At 73.2% G+C, this 20,346-nt stretch carries 23 protein-coding genes; 14 read left to right on the top strand and 9 right to left on the bottom strand.

Annotated elements, in window-relative coordinates; all coding sequences use genetic code 11:
• Positions 1 to 246: 246 nt before the first annotated feature.
• Positions 247 to 660 carry a hypothetical protein gene (locus D2L64_RS02985; protein WP_407663048.1) on the bottom strand — a complete coding sequence of 138 codons (414 nt, stop codon included), beginning with the start codon at positions 658 to 660 and terminating at the stop codon, positions 247 to 249.
• Positions 657 to 1,454 carry a GNAT family N-acetyltransferase gene (locus D2L64_RS02980; RefSeq protein WP_119572933.1) on the bottom strand — a complete coding sequence of 266 codons (798 nt, stop codon included), beginning with the start codon at positions 1,452 to 1,454 and terminating at the stop codon, positions 657 to 659. Before D2L64_RS02980 ends, D2L64_RS02985 begins: the two co-directional genes overlap by 4 nt.
• 41 nt (positions 1,455 to 1,495) lie before the next feature.
• On the opposite strand from D2L64_RS02980, the gene D2L64_RS02975 reads away from it, so the two are divergent.
• From D2L64_RS02975 to D2L64_RS02965, 3 genes are read left to right on the top strand one after another with little or no spacing between them, the layout of a single operon-like run.
• A complete protein-coding gene (locus D2L64_RS02975) occupies positions 1,496 to 1,885 on the top strand; it encodes a YidH family protein (RefSeq protein WP_119572932.1) in 390 nt (129 codons plus the stop codon).
• On the top strand, positions 1,882 to 2,196 hold the full coding sequence (locus tag D2L64_RS02970; RefSeq protein ID WP_119572931.1) for a DUF202 domain-containing protein: 315 nt from the start codon (positions 1,882 to 1,884) through the stop codon (positions 2,194 to 2,196). Before D2L64_RS02975 ends, D2L64_RS02970 begins: the two co-directional genes overlap by 4 nt.
• Positions 2,197 to 2,226: 30 nt before the next feature.
• A complete protein-coding gene (locus tag D2L64_RS02965; RefSeq protein WP_119572930.1) occupies positions 2,227 to 2,643 on the top strand; it encodes a PLD nuclease N-terminal domain-containing protein in 417 nt (138 codons plus the stop codon).
• Positions 2,644 to 2,665: 22 nt separating this feature from the next.
• On the opposite strand, the gene D2L64_RS02960 is transcribed toward D2L64_RS02965, so the two are convergent.
• Entirely contained in the window at positions 2,666 to 4,288 is a 1,623-nt protein-coding gene (locus tag D2L64_RS02960; protein WP_119572929.1) for an acetolactate synthase, read from the bottom strand.
• 68 nt (positions 4,289 to 4,356) lie between these two features.
• Positions 4,357 to 5,130: an enoyl-CoA hydratase/isomerase family protein gene (locus D2L64_RS02955; RefSeq protein WP_119572928.1), complete on the bottom strand. Its 774-nt coding sequence runs from the start codon at positions 5,128 to 5,130 to the stop codon at positions 4,357 to 4,359.
• Positions 5,131 to 5,229: 99 nt separating this feature from the next.
• Here D2L64_RS02955 and D2L64_RS02950 point away from each other — a divergent pair, with 99 nt between their 5' ends.
• The 3 genes from D2L64_RS02950 to D2L64_RS02940 all read left to right on the top strand — a co-directional run bounded on the left by D2L64_RS02950 (position 5,230) and on the right by D2L64_RS02940 (position 6,996).
• The gene (locus D2L64_RS02950; protein WP_119572927.1) at positions 5,230 to 5,706 is read left to right on the top strand and encodes a DUF6232 family protein; all 477 of its coding nucleotides are present in this window, start codon (positions 5,230 to 5,232) and stop codon (positions 5,704 to 5,706) included.
• Between the two features lie 90 nt (positions 5,707 to 5,796).
• A complete protein-coding gene (locus D2L64_RS02945; protein WP_119573435.1) occupies positions 5,797 to 6,279 on the top strand; it encodes a DUF6232 family protein in 483 nt (160 codons plus the stop codon).
• Between the two features lie 45 nt (positions 6,280 to 6,324).
• A complete protein-coding gene (locus D2L64_RS02940) occupies positions 6,325 to 6,996 on the top strand; it encodes a hypothetical protein (protein WP_119572926.1) in 672 nt (223 codons plus the stop codon).
• 155 nt (positions 6,997 to 7,151) lie between these two features.
• Here D2L64_RS02940 and D2L64_RS02935 read toward each other — a convergent pair whose 3' ends face one another.
• Positions 7,152 to 8,051, bottom strand: coding sequence for a ribokinase (locus D2L64_RS02935; RefSeq protein ID WP_119572925.1), 900 nt, complete (start codon positions 8,049 to 8,051; stop codon positions 7,152 to 7,154).
• A 73-nt stretch (positions 8,052 to 8,124) separates the two neighbouring features.
• Positions 8,125 to 8,967 (bottom strand): ABC transporter ATP-binding protein, encoded by an 843-nt coding sequence (locus tag D2L64_RS02930; RefSeq protein WP_119572924.1) that lies wholly within the window; start codon positions 8,965 to 8,967, stop codon positions 8,125 to 8,127.
• A 133-nt stretch (positions 8,968 to 9,100) separates the two neighbouring features.
• Between D2L64_RS02930 and D2L64_RS02925 the strand changes: the two genes are divergently transcribed.
• Positions 9,101 to 10,105, top strand: coding sequence for an ABC transporter ATP-binding protein (locus D2L64_RS02925; RefSeq protein WP_119572923.1), 1,005 nt, complete (start codon positions 9,101 to 9,103; stop codon positions 10,103 to 10,105).
• Positions 10,102 to 11,115 (top strand): ABC transporter permease subunit, encoded by a 1,014-nt coding sequence (locus D2L64_RS02920; protein ID WP_119572922.1) that lies wholly within the window; start codon positions 10,102 to 10,104, stop codon positions 11,113 to 11,115. Before D2L64_RS02925 ends, D2L64_RS02920 begins: the two co-directional genes overlap by 4 nt.
• 66 nt (positions 11,116 to 11,181) lie before the next feature.
• Here the strand turns inward: D2L64_RS02920 and D2L64_RS02915 are convergent, their stop codons facing one another.
• The gene (locus D2L64_RS02915) at positions 11,182 to 12,357 is read right to left on the bottom strand and encodes an ROK family transcriptional regulator (protein WP_119572921.1); all 1,176 of its coding nucleotides are present in this window, start codon (positions 12,355 to 12,357) and stop codon (positions 11,182 to 11,184) included.
• 172 nt (positions 12,358 to 12,529) lie between these two features.
• On the opposite strand from D2L64_RS02915, the gene D2L64_RS02910 reads away from it, so the two are divergent.
• Positions 12,530 to 13,993, top strand: coding sequence for a glycoside hydrolase family 3 protein (locus D2L64_RS02910; RefSeq protein WP_119572920.1), 1,464 nt, complete (start codon positions 12,530 to 12,532; stop codon positions 13,991 to 13,993).
• Positions 13,994 to 14,523: 530 nt separating this feature from the next.
• Here D2L64_RS02910 and D2L64_RS02900 read toward each other — a convergent pair.
• Positions 14,524 to 15,183 carry a GNAT family N-acetyltransferase gene (locus D2L64_RS02900; RefSeq protein WP_119572919.1) on the bottom strand — a complete coding sequence of 220 codons (660 nt, stop codon included), beginning with the start codon at positions 15,181 to 15,183 and terminating at the stop codon, positions 14,524 to 14,526.
• Positions 15,184 to 15,473: 290 nt separating this feature from the next.
• On the opposite strand from D2L64_RS02900, the gene D2L64_RS02895 reads away from it, so the two are divergent.
• A complete protein-coding gene (locus D2L64_RS02895) occupies positions 15,474 to 15,656 on the top strand; it encodes a hypothetical protein (RefSeq protein ID WP_119572918.1) in 183 nt (60 codons plus the stop codon).
• A 123-nt stretch (positions 15,657 to 15,779) separates the two neighbouring features.
• Positions 15,780 to 16,298: a hypothetical protein gene (locus D2L64_RS02890; protein WP_119572917.1), complete on the top strand. Its 519-nt coding sequence runs from the start codon at positions 15,780 to 15,782 to the stop codon at positions 16,296 to 16,298.
• A 4-nt stretch (positions 16,299 to 16,302) separates the two neighbouring features.
• On the opposite strand, the gene D2L64_RS02885 is transcribed toward D2L64_RS02890, so the two are convergent.
• A complete protein-coding gene (locus D2L64_RS02885; protein WP_119572916.1) occupies positions 16,303 to 17,016 on the bottom strand; it encodes a Clp protease N-terminal domain-containing protein in 714 nt (237 codons plus the stop codon).
• 190 nt (positions 17,017 to 17,206) lie between these two features.
• Between D2L64_RS02885 and D2L64_RS02880 the strand changes: the two genes are divergently transcribed.
• The 3 genes from D2L64_RS02880 (at position 17,207) to D2L64_RS02870 (ending at position 20,281) form a co-directional block, all read left to right on the top strand.
• Positions 17,207 to 18,454: a glycoside hydrolase family 16 protein gene (locus D2L64_RS02880; protein ID WP_119572915.1), complete on the top strand. Its 1,248-nt coding sequence runs from the start codon at positions 17,207 to 17,209 to the stop codon at positions 18,452 to 18,454.
• A 135-nt stretch (positions 18,455 to 18,589) separates the two neighbouring features.
• Positions 18,590 to 19,339, top strand: a complete 750-nt coding sequence (locus D2L64_RS02875) for a hypothetical protein (RefSeq protein ID WP_119572914.1) — start codon at positions 18,590 to 18,592, stop codon at positions 19,337 to 19,339.
• A 114-nt stretch (positions 19,340 to 19,453) separates the two neighbouring features.
• On the top strand, positions 19,454 to 20,281 hold the full coding sequence (locus tag D2L64_RS02870) for a DUF72 domain-containing protein (RefSeq protein WP_199714383.1): 828 nt from the start codon (positions 19,454 to 19,456) through the stop codon (positions 20,279 to 20,281).
• Positions 20,282 to 20,346: the final 65 nt, after the last annotated feature.

Here is a 20,346-nt window from a genome sequence, read left to right as displayed (position 1 = left end):
TCCTGCTGTGGTGGTGTGATCATTCACCCGGCCTGTGGGCCGCAGCCTCGCTCCTTAGCGACCGTTAGGTCAACCGTGAGCGGCTGTGCGGTTGCCCACGACCAGAATGTTACCTGCCAGTAGCTTTGCCTTCCGAAGCACTCGGAGTGACACAGCTCACCGAAGGTGATTCTCCCGCCATCCCCGCCCGCCGCCCAATCGGCGCGCCCCACGCCCGGCCGGCCCAGACCAACGCGCACTACCGGCTCAGGCCGACCCGCCCAGCGCCGCCGAGATCCGCTCGATCACCGCCGCCTCGGCGGGACTGACCCCGTTGTGGGCCTGGGCCGTACGGTCGGCGGCGGCCAGCACCACCGAGCGGTAGACCGCGACGTCCTCCGGCGCCTTGGCGACGAGGATCTCCACCGCCCGGCGCAGCGCCGGCAGCACCACCGACTCGACCTCCAACGCCGAATCACGCGGCAGCTCCGGCAGCGGACCGCCGCTCAGCGCCTCCTTCACCACGCCACTGGCCTCGGCGATCGCCCCGGCGGCGGCGAAGCTCTCCCGGAACATCGCGAGCACGCCAGGGTCGGCGTTCGAAACCATGAACACCGCGCCGAAGGCCCCCGTCTTGAGGGTCGACAGCTCCTCGTCCGTCAGCCGCTGCCCCATGATCACGGAGTGTAGACGTACGGAGTGGTGGTGGTGACCGGGACGAGACCGAGGCGCCCCAGCAGTGGACGACTCTCGTCGGAGGCGTCGACCTGCAACAGGGTCCGGCCCCGCTGGCCGGCGAGCCGGGCCCGGTAGGTGACCAGCGCCCGGTAGATGCCCTGGCGGCGCCACTGCGGCCGGGTCGACCCGCCCCACAGCGTGGCGAAGGTCGTCCCGGCCGGGTAGCGCACCCAACCGGCGCTCACCACCGTCTCGTCCGCCTCGGCCACCACCACGGTGATCGACTGCGGGTCGGCGGCGATCTCCCGGGCCAACCCGGTGGCCAGGCCGGACAGGTCCCGGCCCCACAGCTCCGACTCCAGCGCCGCGATCCGGTCCAGGTCCGCGCCGCTGGTGACCTCCCGCAGCCGTACGCCGTCGGGCACCACCGGCAGCGCGGAGGCCAGCGGAGCGACCGGACCGACCACGACGCTCTCCTCGTCCTCCGGCACGAACCCGGCCGCCCGCAGCCGCTGCGCCAGGTCCGCCGGTTCGTCGTGGCCGTGCAGTTTCCACTCCACCGGTACGCCCCGCTCACGGGCGACCGCCACCTGCCGGGCGATCAGCGCGTCGAGCGCGTCGCCGCCGAGCCCGTCGAGGTCACGGTAGGTCACCAGCCCCCGGTCACCGAGCCCCAGCAACCGGGACAACGGACCGTCCCGTTCCACCTCGGCACCCTCGGGCAGCGGATCCGGCAGGCCCGGCCGCAGCTGGGCGTCGTACGCCGTCCGCAACGTGGTCACGTCAAGATCCGTCATGCTGCCAAGGTATGCCCTGTCGGAGGCAGATAATCACCAGCGTGTGGCAACGGATCCGGAACTGGTTCGACCCGCAGGAACTGCGGTCGGTGGGCAGCACGCCCGACTACCGCTTCTCGTTGGCCAACGAACGCACCTTCCTGGCCTGGCTACGCACCGGGCTGGCGCTGGTCGCGGGTGGCCTGGCCGCCGCGCAGTTCCTGCCGGTCATGTCGCTGCGGCACCTGCGCGAGGCGATCTCTGTGGCGTTGCTGCTGCTCGGCGGTGCGGTCGCGATCCGGGCCATCGACCACTGGGCCCGCACCGAGCGGGCCATCAGACTCGGCGCGGAGCTGCCCGCGTCCCGCTTCCCCGCCGTACTCGCCGTCATCGTCGGCCTCGGCACCCTGCTGCTGGTGGCGGCGGTGCTGGTCGGCGCGATCGACGGATGACCGGGTTCCGGCCGCCGGCCCGCGACCCCGGGCTACCGGCCGAGCGGACCCGGCTGGCGTGGCGGCGTACCGGGTTGACGGCGACCGTGGTGGCCGTGCTGACCGTCCGGCTGGCGCTCACCGGCGGGCGGGTCGGCGCGCTGCTGGCCGCGCTCACCGTCCTCTGCTGGGGCGCCACGGTCACGCTCTGTCAGCGACGGGCCGCGGCCACCGATCTCCCCGGTTCCGGTGGTCGTACGCTGGCCGCGGTGAGCCTGTGCGCGGTCGGATTGGCGCTGATCGGCACATTGCTGGTCGTGCACGGGGTGTGACCGCTGTGGCGAGTAGGACATGATGGGTGCATGGCCCGGCTGTACATCCTCCTCTTCCTGGTGCAGATCGTCCTCGCCGTCTGCGCCCTGATCAGCTGCCTCTCGGCCGAGGACGACGACGTCCGTCACCTGCCTCGGATCGCCTGGGTGCTGATCATCCTGTTCTTCCCGCTGGTCGGCTCCATCGCCTGGTTCCTCGCCGGCCGGGCACCCACGCCCGGCGGCATCCGGTCGCAGTGGGGGTCCTCCGGCGGGCGCCCCGCCGAGCGCCCCCGACCGGCCGCCCCCGACGACGACCCGGAGTTCCTCCGTTCGATCGAGGAACGCTCGCGCCAGGAGGACCAGGAACTCTTCCGCCGCTGGGAGGAGGACCTGCGTCGCCGCGAGGACGACCTGCGTCGCCGGGACAGCGACCCGCCGCGCGAGGAGCCCCGCCCCGAGGTGTGACCCGGGGCGGGCCGCCTCCGGGTCAGGCCAGGTTCGAGGAGCGGGGGTACGCGTCGGTCGGGTCGGTGATGACGTTGACCAGGTACGGCACCCCGGCGTCGAACGCCCGGTGCAGGGCCGGGCCCAGGTCGGCGGCCTTGGTGACCGTCTCGCCCGCCCCGCCCAGCGCGGAGACCACCTGGTCGTAGCGGAGTTCGGGTTGCAGGTCGGCGGCGACGTCGTAGCCGTACATGGCCCGCATCGGGTGCTTCTCCAGCCCCCAGATGCCGTTGTTGCCGACCACCATCACCACCGGCAGCTTCTGCCGGACCAGGGACTCCACGTCCATCAGCGAGAAACCGGCCGCCCCGTCGCCCATCAGCACACAGATCTGCCGGTCCGGGTGGGTGACCCGGGCGCCCATCGCGTAGCCCATGCCGGTGCCGAGGCAGCCGTACGGGCCGGGGTCGAGCCAGGTGCCCGGCTGGGCCGGCTCCAGGTAGCGGCCGGCGTACGAGACGAAGTCACCGCCGTCGCCGATGGTGATCGCGTCGCGGGCGAGGACCCGGCGCAGCTCGCCGTAGATGCGGGCGGGCCGGATCGGGTCCGTCTCGGCGGCCATCTCCGCGGCGTCGCGGGCCTTCGCGGCGTCCTCGGCGGTACGCAGCTGCGCGATCCAGTCGCCGTGGTCGGCCCGGTCACCGGTGTACTCGGCCAGCGCGCCGAGGATGGCGCGCAGGTCACCGGCGGGCGCGACGGCGGGCTGCACGTGCGTGGCCCGCTGGCTGGGCGCGTCGACGATGTGCACCACCTTGGCGTCGCCGAAGTCGCCGAAGGAGAGCCGGAAGTCCAGCGGGGTGCCCACCACCACGACCACGTCGGCGCCGGAGAGGGCCACCCGGCGCGCCTTGGCGAAGGCCAGCGGGTGCTCCGGCGGCAGCGCTCCCCGGCCCATCCCGTTGGTGAAGACCGGCACGTCGAGGGCCTCGGCGGCGGCCCGCAGGGCGGCCACGGCGTCACCGGCGTAGACGTCGGAACCGGCGATGACGACCGGCCGCTGGGCGGCGGCGATCAGGCCGGCGGCGGTGGCCACCTCGTCCGGGTCGGCCTCGATCGGGGTGAGGGCCGGGCCGGCCGGCGCCTCGCCGTCGCCGACGGAGAAGATCGCTTCGAGCGGGAAGTCGAGGAAGACCGGGCCACGGTGCGGGGTGAGCGCGGTGGTCAGCGCGGCGGCGACGGCCCGTGGGATGTCGTCGGCGCTGAACACGGTCTCGGCGTGCTTGGTGACCGGGGCGACCAGCGGCAGGTGGTCCATCTCCTGCAGGCTGCCCGAGCCCCAGCGGAACTGCGGGGCCCGACCGCCCAGCACCAGCACCGGTGAGGCGTTGAAGTAGGCGCTGGTCAGGCCGGAGATGCCGTTGGTGACGCCGGGGCCGGCGGTGAGCACGGCGAGACCGGGGCGGCGCTGCAACTTCGCCACCGCCTCGGCGGCGAAGACGGCGGACTGCTCGTGCCGCACGTCGTACAACGGGAACCCGGCCTTGTGCGCGGCGTCGTAGAGCGGGAAGACGTGCCCGCCGGAGAGGGTGAACATCTCCCGCACCCCGTACGCGCGCAGCGCCGCGAGGGCGAGTTCTCCGCCGTGGCCTTCGATCCGCTCCGTCATGCCCGCTCCCTCTCGTCGCCCGACCGGAGTCACACGCTACTGGCCGGTAGGAAGAATGTGAACCATCTTCATCGACCGGTGAAGTCCGGCTTGCGCTTCTCGACGAACGCGACCATTCCCTCGCGCCGGTCGTCGGTGGCGAACAGCGCCGCGAAGAGCTGACTCTCCCACGCCAGGCCCGAGTTGAGGTCCATGTCCAGGCCGCCGTCGACCGCGAGCTTCGCCGCCCGCAGCGCCTGCACCGGGCCCCGCAGGTACGGCTGCACCAGCGCCACTGCGGTCTCGTAGACCTCGCCGGCCGGGGCGATCCGGTCGGCCAGCCCGATCCGCAGCGCCTCCTGCGCGTCCACCATCCGGCCGGACATGATCAGATCCTTGGCCCGGGCGGGGCCGACCAGCCGGGCCAGCCGCTGGGTGCCACCGGCACCGGGGATGATGCCGAGCTTGATCTCCGGCTGACCGAGCTTGGCGTCCTCGGCCACCACCCGCCAGTCGCAGGCCAGCGCCAGCTCGCAGCCGCCGCCGAGGGCGTAACCGGTGATCGCGGCGACCACCGGCTTGGGGATCCGGGCGATCGCGCCGAGCGCACTGGACAGGTCCGCCGCCCGCTCGGCCATGTCCACGTAGGACATGTCGGCCATCTCCTTGATGTCCGCCCCGGCGGCGAAGACCCGCTCCCCGCCGTACACGATGACCGCGCGGACCTCGGGGTCGGCGGTGGCCGCCGCGGCGGCGGCCCGCAACTCCTCCTGGACCTGCGTGTTGAGCGCGTTCATCGGTGGCCGCTCCAGCCGGATGGTGCCGATGCCGTCCCTGGTCTCCAGCCGCACGAACTCGCTCACGCTGCCCTCACTTCCTCGTCGAAGTCGCCCGCCAACCTTACGACCAGCCGACCCGGGCACGTAGTCTGGCTGCCAGTCCCGCGACCCGGAGTTCCCGCCATGGTCACGTACTACGACGACAGGTCCGTACAGGTCACCTCCAACGCCGTCACCGTCAACGGCGACGCCTACCCGATCGCCGAGATCAGCGAGGTCTGGCACCACCGGGGCAGCCTGTCCTGGCGGGTGCTGGCCGGCCGGGGCGCACTCGGCGCGGCGATGATCGGCCCGCTGGTCTTCGCCGCCCTCGGCATCGCACTGGCGTTCTGGCTCGACGGTTCGGCGACCGTCACCGTCGCCGTCGTCGGGATCTCCATCCTGATCGGGCTGGCCGCCGGGCCGATCGCCGACCAGCTCTTCGAGTACTTCGACCGCTCCTACGCCCGGGGCTCCCGCCAGCGGGAGGTCTGGATCCGCTGGCGGGGCCACCCGGTACGACTGCTGCGCACGCCGGACGCGCTGCGCTTCGGGCAGATCTACCGCGCCGTGCAACGGGCCGTGGAGGCCACCAACCCGGCCCCGCCCCGCCGCCGCTGACACCCGTACGGGCGGATCGGTTCCGGACCGATCTCGGCGCGGGCAGGCACACGACAGCCACCGGTTGCCCGAAGATGGTTAGGCTTAGTGATGGCGCTCTATTACCGGGACGACACGGTGCAGGTGACCTCCGAGTCGATCCGGGCCGGCGGACAGGTCATCCCGATCGCGGAGGTCAGCTACGTCTGGCACCAGAAGGGCCGCACCACCCTGGCCGTACGCGGCCGGGTGCTCGGCCGGGGCGTACTGGTGCTGTTGTTGTCCCTGCCACCACTGGTCGGGCTGATCTGCGTACTCTCGCTGGCCTGGTCCGCCCAGGACCGGGGCGACTGGATACCCGCGCTGGTCGTCCTCGCGGCCTGCGTGATCATCCCGCTCGCCCTGGTGCCGTTCCTGGAGATTCCGCTCGGCTGGCTGGACCGCTCCTACGAACGCGGCAACCGGGTGCACGAGCTGTGGGTGCAGTACCGCGGCCACGAGGCGATGGTGCTACGCACCCCGGACGCGCTGCGGTTCGGCCAGATCTACCGGGCGGTGCAGCGGGCCGTGGAACAGCAGGGTGACCACTGGTGACCGCCCGTCCGGCGGGCCACCGGCCCACGACGCACACTTGAGCCCATGGCGATCCCCCTTCCCCGGCCGACCGCGGTCGTCGGTCTCACCCGCTCCGCCCTCGACTCGGCCGCGTCCTTCGCCGCGATCCCCGCCCGCGCCTTCGCGGTGCTCGACGGGGTCGAAGCGCTGCTGACCAGGATCAACGGGGTGGTGGACCGGGTCGAGCAGACCCTCGACCGGACCGACCGCTTGCTCGCCGACGCCGACGTCGCGGTCCGCGAGGTGGCGGTGATCAGCGCCGCCGCCACCACCGCCGTGGAGAACGCCGGCACGGTCACCGCCGCGGCGACCGGCGTGGTGGCGTCGGCCGACACCGTGGCCGGCCGGGCGGCCGACGCGGTACGGGTGGCGACCGAGGCGGCGGCCACCGCCGCGGAACTGCTGGCCGCGTACGAGCCGGCGTTGCGCCGGGCCGCGCCGATGGCCAACCACTTCGTCGAGCAGCTCAGCCACGAGGAGGTCACCGCGGCGATCCGGCTCGTCGACGAGTTGCCGAAACTGCGGGAACACCTCACCGCCGACGTGCTGCCGATCCTGGCCACCCTGGACCGGGTCGGGCCCGACCTGCACGACCTGCTCGACGTCACCCGGGACCTCAAGCTCGCCGTGGCCGGCATCCCCGGCCTGGGCATGCTGCGCCGCCGAGGTGAGAAGCTCGCCGACGACGCCACCTGAGGCGCAGCCGGACCCGGTACTCGTAACCGCCGCGCGTCTCCTTGACCGGCAAGCCGAGCCGGGCGATGCGTACCTCGCCGTCGGCGTACCGGCGGGCGTTCCGCAGCGACACCGGCGCCCGGGGCGTCGGCCGCACCGTCCGGCGGCTGACCGGGTCACGGGGCCGGGGCGTACAGCTGGTCGATCTCCACCCGGTGCGGCAGTGACACGCTCGCCCCGAGCCGGCGTACGCAGGCCGCGCCGGCCGCCGTCGCCCAGCGCACCGCGTCGACCAGGTCACGGCCCTCGCCCCAGGCCACCGCGAGCGCGCCGGTGAACGCGTCCCCGGCGGCGGTCGAGTCGACCGTGTCCACCCTGACCCCGGGCACGTACACGTCGGTGCCGTCCCGGTCGCCGTACCAGGCGCCCTGCGCGCCGAGCGTCAACACCGCGCGAGGCACCAGGTCGAGCAGGGCCCGTGGCTCGTCGCGGCCCCGGCCGGTGTACGTCTGCGCCTCGTTCTCGTTGACCACCAGCAGGTCGACCGCGGCCAGCAGCTCCGGCGGCAGCGGGACGGCCGGTGCGGCGTTGAGCACCACCCGGGTGCCGGCGGCGCGGGCCGCCGTCGCCGCCTCGGTCACCGTGTCGACCGGAATCTCCAGCTGCGCCACCAGCACGTCGGCGTCGCGTACGGCGGCGAGTTCGTCCTCGGTGAGCGCGGTCAGCGAACCGTTCGCCCCCGGCGTCACCAGGATCGCGTTCTCGCCCTCGGCGTTGACCATCACCAGCGCCACGCCGGAGGCGCCGTAGGTGGTGCGCAGCCGGCTGGTGTCCACTCCGGCCGCGGTGATCCGGGCCCGCAGGGTCACCCCGAACGAGTCGGAGCCGATCGCGCCGAGGAAGGCGCTGGCGGCGCCCGCCCGGGCGGCGGCGATGGCCTGGTTGGCCCCCTTGCCACCGGGCACCGTGACGAAGTCGGTGCCGAGGGTGGTCTCCCCCGGTCGCGGCAGAGCCGGCGCGGTGGCGACCAGGTCCATGTTCGCGCTGCCCACCACGACGACTCGGGTCTGCCGCACGAGGGCCTCCTGCCTTGTCAACCAGGGGCCCCGGCACTACCGGAGACGTCGAGCAGGGGCCCTTCCGTACACCTCAGGTGGCGCGGGCGGTGTACCGGTCGCCGCGGCGTTCGACCAGCAGCGGCACGCCGAAGGTCTTGGTCAGGTTGTCGGCGGTGAGGGTGTCCGCCAGCAGCCCCTGGGCCATCACGGCACCGTCTCGCAGCAGCAGCGCGTGGGTGAAGCCGGGCGGGATCTCCTCCACGTGGTGGGTCACCAGGACCAACGCCGGGGCGTCCGGATCCTGCGCCAGCTCGGCCAGGCGGGCCACCAGATCCTCCCGGCCGCCCAGGTCGAGCCCGGCCGCCGGCTCGTCGAGCAGCAGCAGCTCGGGGTCGGTCATCAACGCCCGGGCGATCTGCACCCGCTTGCGTTCCCCCTCCGACAGGGTGCCGTACGTCCGGTCGGCCAGCACGCCGACGCCGAGCTGATCGAGCAGCGCGCGGGCCCGGGCCTCGTCGGTCGGGTCGTAGCCCTCCCGCCAACGGCCCACCACCGACCAGGCCGCGGTCATCACCACGTCGGCGACCCGCTCGTCGGCGGGCACCCGCTCGGCCAGCGCCGCGGTGGACAACCCGATGCGGGTACGCAGCTCGTTGAGGTCGGTACGGCCGATCCGCTCGCCGAGCACGTGGGTGGTCCCGGTGGTCGGGTGCAGCCGTCCGGCGGCGAGGTTGAGCAGCGTGGTCTTGCCGGCGCCGTTGGGCCCCAGCACCACCCAGCGTTCGTCCAGTTCCACCCGCCAGTTCACGTCGTGCAGCAGGGCGGTGCCGGACCGGCGTACTCCGACGCCGTCGAGGCTGACCACCAGATCCGCGTCCACGGGCGAGGGGGCGGGTGCGGCGCCGGCTGCGCCGGGGATCAGGTCACCAGTCACCCGCCCATCCAACCACGCACGCCCGCACCGCCCCCACGGGCGGGCGCCACGGCCGTAGGGTGAGGCGCCGTGTCGTTGCTCACCTGCGTTCGGAGGACGGCCCAATGCCCAATCGTCGTCGAGGGCCGTCCGCGTGAGCGGGGTCATCGAGATCGAGGGTCTGCGCAAGACCTTCCACAGCCTGCGGCACGGTCGACGGATCGCCGTCGACGGGTTCGACCTGCTGGTCGAGGCCGGTCAGGTGCACGGCTTCCTCGGGCCCAACGGGTCGGGCAAGACGACCACGCTACGGGCGCTGCTCGGGCTGGTACGCGCCGACGCGGGGCGGATGCGGGTACTCGGTGCCGACGCGCCGGAACACCTGCCCCGGGTGGCCGGCCGGGTCGGCGCGATCGTGGAGAGCCCGCAGTTCTTCGGGAACTTCACCGCGTACCGGACGCTGCGGCTGCTCGCGGTGGCGGGCGGCGTACCGGTGCGCCGGGTGGACGAGGTGCTGGAGCAGGTCGGGCTGGGCGATCGGGGCCACGAGCGGGTCAAGGGTTACTCGCTGGGCATGAAGCAACGGCTGGCGGTGGCCTCGGCCCTGCTCAAGCGGCCCGAGCTGCTGATCCTGGACGAGCCGGCGAACGGGCTGGACCCGGCCGGCATCCGGGAGATGCGGGATCTGACCCGGGCGCTGGCCGGGAACGGGGTGACGGTGCTGGTGTCCAGTCACATCCTGGCCGAGATCGAGCTGATCTGCGACCACGTGACCATCATCTCGCGCGGGCGGCGGGTGGCGGCCGGCCGGGTCAGCGAGGTGTTGGCCGGATACGACCGCGACGAGTGCCTGGTCCGCGCCGACGACCTGCCCCGGGCCGAGGAACTGCTGCGGGCCGCCGGGCTGGCGGTGACCGTGGCCGCGGACCACCTGCTGGTCGGCGGCGTCCCGGATCCGGCCCTGGTCAGCCGGACCCTGGGCGAGCAGGGCGTGTGGGTACGCGAACTGGCCCCGGTACGGCCGGATCTGGAGAGCGTCTTCCTGGAGTTGACCGGTGCCGGGCCGCATCCGGCGCTGCCCCGTCAGGTCGACCACGCCCCGGCCGACCCGGCCGCCGCCCCGGTGATCGACCTCGACGTCCGGGGGGTGGAGGCGTGAACCTCGTCCGCGCCGAGGCGCAGCGGCTGGCCGCCCGCCGGTTCGTCCAACTGATGGTCCTCCTGCTGCTGGCGGCCTTCGCGGTGACGGCGGCGACCACGCTGGCCGGCTCGCACCGGCCGACCGGCGCCGAACTGGCCGCAGCCCAGCGGGAGGCGGCGGCCGAGCGACGCGACATGGAGCTGGAGCACGACCGTTGCCTGGCCCGGGACCGGGGTGAGGCGTGGGCCCACGAGAGCAGCTACTACCTGCCCGCCGACTGCAGCGAGATCGATCCGGCGTTGCGGAATCGGCTACCGGTGGCGGCCGACTACCTCAGCGGCGTGTTCACCTTCACCCAGCAGGCCGAGCCACTGCTGTACTTCCTGGTGGCCTTCCTGATGTTGTTCGGCTTCCTGGTCGGCGCCTCCTACATCGGCGCCGACCTGAACTCCGGCGGGGTGGTCAACCTGCTGCTGTGGCGGCCACGGCGGCTGACCGTGCTCGGCGCCAAGCTGGGCACCCTGCTCGGCGCGGTCCTGGTGCTGTCGGTGCTCGCCTCGCTGGCGTACCTGGTCACCTTCTGGGTCATCGCCCGGGTCGGCGGCTACCCCGGGCCGACCGACGCGGCCTTCTGGGCCGGGTTGGCGGAGCGGTGGGGCAGGGGTGTCGGGTTGGTGTTGCTCGCCACCGCGATCGGCTTCGCCATCGCCACCATGGGTCGGCACACCGCGGCGGCGCTCGGTGCGGTGGCGGCGTACCTGGTGGTGTGGGAGCTGGGTGGGCGGATCGTGCTGCAGATCCTGGAGGTGACCCGGCCGGACCAGTTGCTGCTCAGCAGTTACGTGGCCGCGTGGATCTCCAAGGAGGTCCGCTTCTACGACAGCAGCGCCTGCACGGACGTCTACTACAGCTACTGCGACGGCACCTATCTGCTCACCTGGCAACCGGCGCTTGCGGTCCTGCTGCTGCTCACCGCCGGTCTCACCGCCACCGCGTTCGCCCTGTTCCGGCGCCGCGACCTGATCTGACCGGTGACCCGACGGACCCTGGTCGGACGACCCGCACCCCCGTCGGCGGTGCGGGTACGGGCGCGCTCAGCCGACCGTGGAGCCGAACACCTCGTCGCGGACGGCGTCCAGGGCGGTACGCAGTGCCCCGTGCAGGATCGGTTCCTCGGTCAGGCCGGTGGGCACCACCCGGGGCCGCACCAGCGTGATGGCGGCGACCTCGTGCTGCACCCGCTCGGCGAGCGCGGCCCCGCCGGCCTGGCCGACCTCGCCGGCGAGGACCACCAGGGGCGGGTCCAGCACCACGCAGGTACTCGCCACGCCCAGGGCGAGCCGGCGTGCCACCTCGTCGAGCATCGGTCCGCCGGCCGTGCCGTCGGCGATCGCGGCCCGCACCGCCTCGGCAGCGGCCGCGTCCGGGTAGCCGTGCTCGCGGGCCAGCGTGCGGATCGAATCCGCGCCGGCCACCTGCTGGAACGCCGGCTTGGCCCGCCGGGAGACGTCGCGCGGGATGGGTGCGCCGGGCACCGGCAGGTAGCCGATCTCACCGGCGGCGCCGCTGCTGCCGTGGTGCAGCCGCCCACCCAGCATGATCGCCAGGCCGACACCGGCGCCGATCCAGACGAGTACGAAGTCCGCCAGGCCCTGCGCCGCACCGGACTGCGCCTCGGCCACCGCGGCGAGGTTGACGTCGTTCTCGAACACGACCGGGGTGTCCAGGTCGTCGCGGAGCGCGGCGAGCAGGCCGCGGTGCCAGCGGGGCAGGTTGAAGGCGAAGGTGATGTCGCCGGTGCCCGGGTCGACCAGGCCGGGGGTGCCGAGCACGATCCGGCGTACGTCGGCCAGCGGCGCCCCGGCGCTGCTGGCGGCCTGGACCACGGCGTTGTGCACCACGCCCACCGGGTCGTCGGTGTCCCGGGTGGACTGTTCGACCCGACCGGCCACCGTGCCGGTGATGTCGGCGCACGCGGCCACCACCCGCTCCGGCCCGACGTCCACGCCGACCACGTACGCGCTGGTCGGCCGCACCGCGTAGAGCTGGGCGTTGGGCCCGCGCCCGCCGGCCTGCTCACCGACCCGGGCGACCAGGCCGCGTTCCTCCAGGCGCTCCACCAGTTGGGACGCGGTGACCTTGGACAGACCGGTCAGCTCACCGATCCGGGCCCGGGTCAACGGCCCCTGCTCCAGCAGCAGCTCCAGCGCCGCGCGGTCGTTGAGGGCCCGCAACAGACGTGGGGTGCCGGGGAGCCGGGTCGCACTCATGCCATGTCCTCGAGTATTAGTAAGCCTTGTTAACTGTAAATCGGGCCGCGAACGGGTAGCCCGTAGCGTATCGGCCGGCTGGCAGCGCGGTGCTCCGCCGACCCGGCACGACATCCACACCGGCCGGCGCGGGAGGCGGCGACCACGCCGGCCGCGCCGAGAGGAGAAGCACGTGGGGCTGGATCCGGGACTACGGCGGCTCGCCCTGGGCACCCTGCTGGCCGCGTACCCGGGGCCGGTCCCGCCGGACTGGGCGGTCGAACTGGTCGCCGACGGGCTGGCCGGACACACCCTGTTCGGCGGCAACGTCGACACACCGGCGCAGGTGGCGGCGAGCACCGCCGCGCTACGCGCCGGCCGACCCGACGTCCTCGTCGCCATCGACGAGGAGGGCGGCGACGTGACCCGGCTGGCGCACGCCACCGGCAGCCCGTACCCGGGCAACGCGGCACTCGGCGTGGTCGGCGACGTGGCCCTCACCCGCCGGGTCTACCGGGCCATCGGCACGGAACTGGCGGCCGTCGGGATCACCGTCGACCTGGCGCCCACGGTCGACGTCAACAGCGCCGACGACAACCCGGTCATCGGCACCCGGTCGTTCGGCGCCGATCCGGTGCGGGTCGCCGCGCACTCCGCCGCCGCGGCCGCCGGCCTCCAGTCGGCCGGGGTCGCGGCCTGCGCCAAGCACTTCCCCGGGCACGGCGCCGCCATCACCGACTCGCACCACGAACTGCCCACCGTGGACGCCGCGCCCGGGGTGCTGCGGGAACGGGATCTGCCCCCGTTCGCCGCGGTGATCGCCGCCGGAGCCAGGGCGGTGATGACCGCCCACATCCGGGTGCCCGCGCTGACCGGCGACGGGCCCGCGACGTTCAGCCGCGCCGTCCTGGTGGACCTGTTGCGGGCCGAGTACGGCTTCACCGGCGCTGTGATCACCGACGCGCTGGAGATGAAGGGCGCCACGCTCGCCGCCGGCGGGATCGCCCCCGGCGCCGTACGCGCCCTGGCCGCGGGCGCGGACCTGCTCTGCATCGGCGCCCGGGTCCACGCCGAACTGGTCGAACGGGTGGCCGCCGAGATCGTCGCGGCGCTGCACGACGGTCGGCTGGCGCGCGAGCGGGTCGAGCAGGCCGCCGGCCGGGTCGCCGAGTTGGCGGCCTGGACCCGCACCGCCGCCGACCCGGCGGCCTGGACCCGCACCACCCCCGCAGACCTGGGGTACGCGGCCGCCCGCCGGGCCGTACGGGTGGAGGGGGTACTGGCCGGCTTCGACCACCCGTTGGTGGTGCAGCTGCACGCCACCTCGACCATGGCCGAGGGTCGGGTGCCGTGGGGTCTCGGTCCACACCTCGACGGCGTCGAGCAGATCCGGGTGGCGGCCCTCGGTGCCGACCCGGCGGCGCTGCGCCGACACGCGGGAGCGCGGCCGATCGTGCTGGTCGGCCGGCGCCTGCACCGGCTGCCCGGTGGCCCGGAGTTGGTCGACGCGCTGGCCGCCACCCACCCGGTGGCCGTGGTGGAGATGGGTTGGCCGGGCAGTTGGCGACCGACGGGTGCCCGCGCCTTCGTCACCACCCACGGCGCGAGCCACGCCAACGGGCGGGCCGCCGCCGAGACGCTGGGCCTGGCCGGCTGAGGCGGACGTCACCGGAGCCCGCCCGAACCCCTTCTTGAACTCGCCACCCAGCCGCCGATACCTCCGATCGGGCAACTGCCGATGCAGCACGCGTACCCGGCCACCCCACCGGGGTCGCCCCACGGTCCGGCGAACCCGATGGCACCACCTCGATGAGCACCCACCGCCCACCCGGGCCGGTGGGCCGCCGGATGCCACCGCGCACGGGGGTGGTGGCATCCGGCACTTCACCGTCCTCTTCGACGCGCACTGCCCCTTGTGCCGCGCCGCACCGGTGACCCGACAGGTCGTCGACCTGATTCGCACTCTGCGTCACTGACCGGCTCTTGGGCATCGGGAACGTCGGCCCAGTTCAAGTCCGCTATTCGACACCGCGGAGGCGGCCTTGGGAGCTTGCCGACCGACCACTGGATACGTAGCGTGATCAGCATCGAGCCGTACGCGGGCCTGGGGGGAGGCTGCGGACCGTGGATCCGGCCCGGGATCCACGGTCCGCGCCCGGCGGCCACGGTTCGACCGCCCGCCACGGTTCAGCTCGGATAGACCCCGAACGACCGCCAGCCCCGGTCGGCGAAGCCGGCCGCCTCCGCCACCCGGGCCGAGGCCGTGTTGCCCCGGTCGTGCAGGTAGGTCGGCACGGCACCGTCGTCGAGCACCCGACGGGCCGCCTGGGCGACCAGTCGACGCGCCAGGCCGCGCCCCCGGGCCGCCGGGACCGTGCCCACCGCCAGCTCGTGACCGAACCGGTCGTGCATCTTGATTCCGACACCGGCCTGGTAGCGGCCCCGGTCGTCGCGGACCACCAGCACCGGCCGGTCGAACAGGCGCAGCCAGGCCGGCAGGCCGACGGTGGTGGGCGGCACCCACTCGCCGACGTCGGGCAGCGGCGCGGGCGCCACGCTCCACCGGAACACGTCGTCGTGCACGGCCCAGCCGGCCAGGCCGACCGCCGCCGGCAGGGCGGGCAGCAACCGATCCGGCCGCCGTGCCAACTCGCGGACCGCCGCAACCCGGTCGGGCGGTACGGACAGCACGGTGCTCGCGCCGGCGGTGACCGCGATCGCCGGACGGAGCCGGCCGTCCCAGGCCGGGCGGGAGCGTCGCCACGATCCCACCACGTGCAGTCCGGCCGCCGCCGGCCACTGCCCCAGCCAGGTGGCCAGGTGCAGATGGAGTCGCCGGTCGCGCATGAGCCACCTCCCGCGCCGTCGCTGCCGCCCGCTCACGGTACGACGCCGGACGGCGGGCGGTTGACGATTGTCCCCCTGTCGAGCTGCGAGCGCGAACGGAGCGCGCGGCGAACGCTACGTACGGTTCGGCGTGCGGGCTGGTTGAGGCGCGGGGTGGACGGGTAGGGATCGCCGAGATCACGGACGACTGCCGGTTCGTGATCCGTCCGGCGCCGGCCGGAACCTGATCAAGCGACCGACCGTCATACCCAATTCCATACATGTACAACTTTCTTTGGAACGGTGGGCTCATGCCGATTCAGCCGCACGACCGTTACCAGCAGGACACCGCAGGGCTATGGCCGGGCGGTAAGGCGCCGGCACGCTTCCCCGGCCAGCCGCCGCACCACGGCCGGCGCACCGGTCCGCTCTCCTGGGACGAGCTGAACCGGCTGCCGGCGGGCACCTGCACCCGGCACCCGAACACCCGCTGACGGAGGGGTCGCGCCCGCGTGCGGCCATGGCGGACGCACGGCGAGCCAGCGCCGCCGTTCGCACACCTGTCGGGTAACGTCTGCTGGTCCTCCGACCGGGTTACGACAGGAGTTACCGCACAAATGGGCAAGAAGACGATCCGCGTCTCCGACTTCAGCGGCACGGTGCTGGGCCCCGACGACGAGGCGGTCCGCGTCGTCGTCCTCGAGCACCCTGACCTGGTGGCCGGGCCCGTGCAGCTGGACGCGACCCCGACCGAGGTGGAGAGCCTCGACGACGCGGCGCTGGACGTGGCGGTGGTCGAGATCCACGACCGGCACGGCCACGGCGAACCACGCCGGGTGGTGCTGACCGCGAGCGAGTTCGACTCGATGGCCACCGACATGCCCATGGCACAGCTGCTCAAGACCGCCGAGCGGGTACGCCCACCCAAGGCGCGGCGGGCCGCCGAGAAGGTCGACTACGGCACCATCGAGCACGCCGGCAAGCCGCACCGGGGACGGGTCACCGAGGAGGAGGCCCGGCTGGTACGCGAGCACCTGGACGAGGTCAACAAGCGCCTCGCCGACGCCGGGCTGCGCCAGATCGAGCCCACCGACCCGGAGCACGCCGCCCGGTACGGCTTCCCCACCGAATCCTGATCGCCTATTCGAACACCCGGAGCTTGGCCAGGGCCGCCACGATGTTCGCCTCCGTGGCGGCCTTGTCCACGCCGAGCCCGCTGAGCACGCCGTCGCCGTTCTCCTGCTCCAGCAGGGCCAACAGGATGTGCTCGGTGCCGATGTAGTTGTGCCCCAGCCGCAGCGCCTCGCGGAAGGTCAACTCCAACGCCTTCTTGCCGGCGGCGTCGTACGGGATCAACTCGGGAGCGTCGGCCGACGACGGCGGCAGCGCGGCCGTGGCCGCCCCGCGCACCGCCTCGGCCGCCACGCCACCGGCGGCCAGCACCTTGACGGCCAGCGCGTCCGGCTCGGCGAGCAGGCCGAGCACCAGGTGCGCCGGACCGATCTCGGCGTTGCCGGCGGCCTTCGCCTCGTTGTGCGAGGCCGCCACCACGTTGCGGGCCCGCGGGGTGAAGCGCTGGAAGCCCTCCTGCGGGTCCATCGCCGCACCGACGAAACGCTTCTGCGCGGCCTGCTTGCTCACCCCCATGCTGCGGCCGATCTCGGTCCAGGACGCTCCGGAGCGCCGGGCCTGGTCCACGAAGTGGCCGATCAGGTGATCGGCGACCTCGCCGATGTGGTCGGCGGCCAGCACCGCGCCGGTGAGCTGGTCGAGCGCGTCGGTGTGGGTCTTCTTGATGGCCTGGATCAGGTCGTCGAGCCGGACGGGATTGGCCATCTGGACAGGATTCGTCATGCGTCAACCATAGGTTGACGCACCGGTGTCGTCAACCATCGGTTGACGATCACCGAGGGCAACCTCGCGCCATGATCGCTGTTAACAACCTTGACTAAATCTGTCCAGATCGACAGACTGCAATACGCCAGAGCGCTCTCCCCCTCGCCGGGGGCGCCAGCCTCCTCCGTCCACCTCAAGGAGACCCATCGTGTCCCTCATCTCCCGCAGGCTCCGACGGGGAGCCCAAGTCCTCGCCGCGGCCCTCGTCGCCGGCGTGCTCGTCGTACCCGTGCAGGCCGCGCCGGCCACCGCCGCCATCGGCGGACTCACCTGGCAGGACGAGTTCAACGCACCGGCCGGAACACCGGTCGACCAGTCCAAGTGGCGCTTCGACGTCGGCGGCCACGGCTGGGGCAACAACGAACGGCAGTACTACACCAACAGCACCAGCAACGCGGTGCACGACGGACAGGGCAACCTGGTCATCACCGCCCGCCGGGAGAACCCGAACAACTACCAGTGCCACTACGGCCGGTGCGAGTACACCTCGGCCCGGCTGCTGACCGCGGCCACCTTCACCCAGGCGTACGGCCGGTTCGAGGCACGTATCAAGATCCCCCGCGGGCAGGGCATCTGGCCGGCGTTCTGGATGCTCGGCAACAACTTCAACAGCGTCGGCTGGCCGGCCTCCGGCGAGATCGACATCATGGAGAACGTCGGCCGCGAGCCCAACACCGTGCACGGCACCATCCACGGACCGGGCTACTCCGGCGGCGGCGGGATCGGCGGCAGCCGGACCATCGGGCAACCGCTGGCCGACGCCTTCCACACCTACCGGGTGGACTGGGAGCCGAACATCATCCGGTGGTACCTCGACGGGGTCGAGTTCTTCCGGGTCGACCCGGGCCGGCTCGGCGGCAACCGCTGGGTCTTCGACCACCCGTTCTTCATGATCATGAACGTCGCGGTCGGCGGCAACTGGCCCGGCTACCCCGACGGCAGCACCCAGTTCCCGCAGCAGATGCTGGTCGACTACGTCCGGGTCTACAGCTACGTGCCGGACGGCAACACCGGCACCACCCGGATCCGGGGCCAGCAGAGTGGCCGGTGCATCGACATCCCCAGCTCCAACCCGTACGACGGCGCGCCGCTGCAGATCTGGGACTGCAACACCACCGCCGCCCAGGCGTGGACCTTCGCCGCCGACGGAACCGTCCGCGCGATGGGCAAGTGCATGGACCCGGCCTGGGCCGGCACCGCCAACGGCACCGAGGTCAACCTGGTCACCTGCAACGGCAACCCGGCCCAACGGTTCACCCTCAACGCCGCCGGTGACCTGGTCAACCTGAACGCGAACCGGTGCGTCGACGTACGGGAGAACAACCCGAACAACGGCGGCCGGTTGCAGCTGTGGGACTGCGCCGGCACCCCCAACCAGAAGTGGTCGCGGGCCTGACGGCAGGCCCCTCGCGCCGATCGTGGGCTCATCGCCGGCTCCGGCGGTGAGCCCACCGGTCCTGCCGTCCGTAAGAGTCGGTGACGGACTCGCTGGGTAGTAGCCCGAGCAGTCACCGAGGTGCGGGAGGCGACAATGGACGACGCGCAGACGGTCGGCGGGCGGCGGCTGTGGTGGTGGCTGCTCGGCGCGGCACTTCTGGCCCTGGTGGTGGTGCTGGTCGCCAGCTGGACCTGGGTGACGGTACGCGGTGACGGCCGGGCCGGACACGTCGTCACCGGCGCCGCCGGTGACCTCGACGAGGCCACCTTCGTGCTGCTCGACGGCGCCGACGTGGTCCGGTTGCGCACCGGCGACCTCGGCGAGAACACCTACCGGGTGTCCACGCCACGCGACGCCAGTGTCCGGCCCGCCGTCTCGGTCACCGACGGGGAGCTGCTGACCAGCCTGCGCGGCACCGGGCGGGACGGTCCGGCGATCGTCGACGTGGTGCTGCGCGACTCGGTGCGCTGGCACATCCGGCTCAGCGGCGGCGCCAAGGAACAGCACCTGGACCTCGGCAACGCCCGGGTGGGTGGGATCGAGTTCACCGCCGGCGCCAACCGGATCGAGCTGACCCTGCCCACGCCCACCGGCACGCAGCGCACCGTCCTCAGTGGCGGTGCGAGCCAGGTCGTCGTCCGCCTGGCCGGTGACGCACCGGTGCAGGTACGCGCGGGTGGCGGCGCCGGCTCGGTGACCGTCGACGGCACCACCCACTCCGGCGTGGCCGGCGGCAGCACCTTCACCCCGCCGGAGTGGACGGCGGCGCCGGACCGCTACGACATCGACGCGACCTCCGGGGTGTCCACGCTCACCGTCGAGCGCACCGACGGCGGCCGCTGAACAGCGGTGTCCCCGCCGCCGGGCTGGCGGTCGGGGTGGGTCGGGGGCGAGGGTAGGATCGAGCGGAGCGTGGGGTGAGGGGGCGCGAAGATGCGTCTGCACGTCGGATGTGCGATGTGGACGCATCGGGCGTGGCAGGCACGGTTGCTGGCGCACCCGCTGCCCGCCGAGGAACGGCTCCGCCACTACGCCGGCTGGTGCGACGCCGTCGAGGGCAACACCACCTTCTATGCCACGCCGGCCCGGGAGACGGTGGCGTCCTGGGCACGGCAGACCGACCCCGACTTCCGGTTCGTGGTGAAGCTGCCGAAGGTCGTGACGCACGACCGGCGGCTCACCGACGTCACCGAACCCATGCGGGCGTTCCTGGACGCGATCGAGCCGCTCGGTCCCCGGGCCCACGCCCTCTGGGTGCAGCTTCCCGGCTCCTTCGCACCGACGGACGTACCCACGCTCGCCCGGTTCCTCCGCCGGTTGCCCGCCGCCCACCGGTCGGCCGTGGAGGTCCGCCACCCCGGCTTCTTCACCGACACCCGGGCGGCCCGGTCGCTGGAGGCGGTGCTCGCCGAGGTCGGTGCCGAGTGGGTTCCGTTCGACACCACCGCCTTCTTCGCCAGCCCACCGACCAGCGACGCGGAGCGGGACGCCTGGACCAAGAAGCCTCGCACCCCGCTGCGTACCGCGGCCCTGACCGACCGGCCGATCGTCCGGTACCTCGGCCGCGACGACCCGGCTCGGACGGTCGACGGGTGGCGGCGTTGGCTCGACGTCGTCGCCGGCTGGCTGCGTGAGGGCCGCTCCCCCACCGTCTTCATCCACACCCCGGACAACGCCGACGCGCCGACCCTGGCCCGCCGCTTCCACGACGAGGTACGCGACCGGGTGCCGGAGCTGGAACCGCTACCGCGGCCGATCCCGGTCGAGCCCACGACCCTCTTCTGAGGGCCCCGCCCGCCCGGCGGCGGCCGGACGCTCCCCGGTGGCGCCGCGCGGAGCTTCGGGCAGCC

This window comes from Micromonospora radicis (genome assembly GCF_003583405.1).
GTDB lineage: Bacteria > Actinomycetota > Actinomycetes > Mycobacteriales > Micromonosporaceae > Micromonospora > Micromonospora radicis.
Note: the sequence above shows the minus strand (reverse complement) of the source record. Positions and strands in the feature narration are given on the sequence as shown.

Bases quoted from the DNA above. Each gene is read 5' to 3' on its own strand.
- D2L64_RS02940 (WP_119572926.1), top strand. From the start codon at position 6,325: ATGGCGATCCCCCTTCCCCGGCCGACCGCGGTCGTCGGTCTCACCCGC.
- D2L64_RS02900 (WP_119572919.1), bottom strand. From the start codon at position 15,183: ATGCGCGACCGGCGACTCCATCTGCACCTGGCCACCTGGCTGGGGCAG.
- D2L64_RS02950 (WP_119572927.1), top strand. From the start codon at position 5,230: ATGGTCACGTACTACGACGACAGGTCCGTACAGGTCACCTCCAACGCC.
- D2L64_RS02885 (WP_119572916.1), bottom strand. From the start codon at position 17,016: ATGACGAATCCTGTCCAGATGGCCAATCCCGTCCGGCTCGACGACCTG.
- D2L64_RS02945 (WP_119573435.1), top strand. From the start codon at position 5,797: ATGGCGCTCTATTACCGGGACGACACGGTGCAGGTGACCTCCGAGTCG.
- D2L64_RS02965 (WP_119572930.1), top strand. From the start codon at position 2,227: ATGGCCCGGCTGTACATCCTCCTCTTCCTGGTGCAGATCGTCCTCGCC.
- D2L64_RS02895 (WP_119572918.1), top strand. From the start codon at position 15,474: ATGCCGATTCAGCCGCACGACCGTTACCAGCAGGACACCGCAGGGCTA.
- D2L64_RS02980 (WP_119572933.1), bottom strand. From the start codon at position 1,454: ATGACGGATCTTGACGTGACCACGTTGCGGACGGCGTACGACGCCCAG.
- D2L64_RS02870 (WP_199714383.1), top strand. From the start codon at position 19,454: ATGTGGACGCATCGGGCGTGGCAGGCACGGTTGCTGGCGCACCCGCTG.
- D2L64_RS02915 (WP_119572921.1), bottom strand. From the start codon at position 12,357: ATGAGTGCGACCCGGCTCCCCGGCACCCCACGTCTGTTGCGGGCCCTC.
- D2L64_RS02875 (WP_119572914.1), top strand. From the start codon at position 18,590: ATGGACGACGCGCAGACGGTCGGCGGGCGGCGGCTGTGGTGGTGGCTG.
- D2L64_RS02890 (WP_119572917.1), top strand. From the start codon at position 15,780: ATGGGCAAGAAGACGATCCGCGTCTCCGACTTCAGCGGCACGGTGCTG.
- D2L64_RS02960 (WP_119572929.1), bottom strand. From the start codon at position 4,288: ATGACGGAGCGGATCGAAGGCCACGGCGGAGAACTCGCCCTCGCGGCG.
- D2L64_RS02970 (WP_119572931.1), top strand. From the start codon at position 1,882: ATGACCGGGTTCCGGCCGCCGGCCCGCGACCCCGGGCTACCGGCCGAG.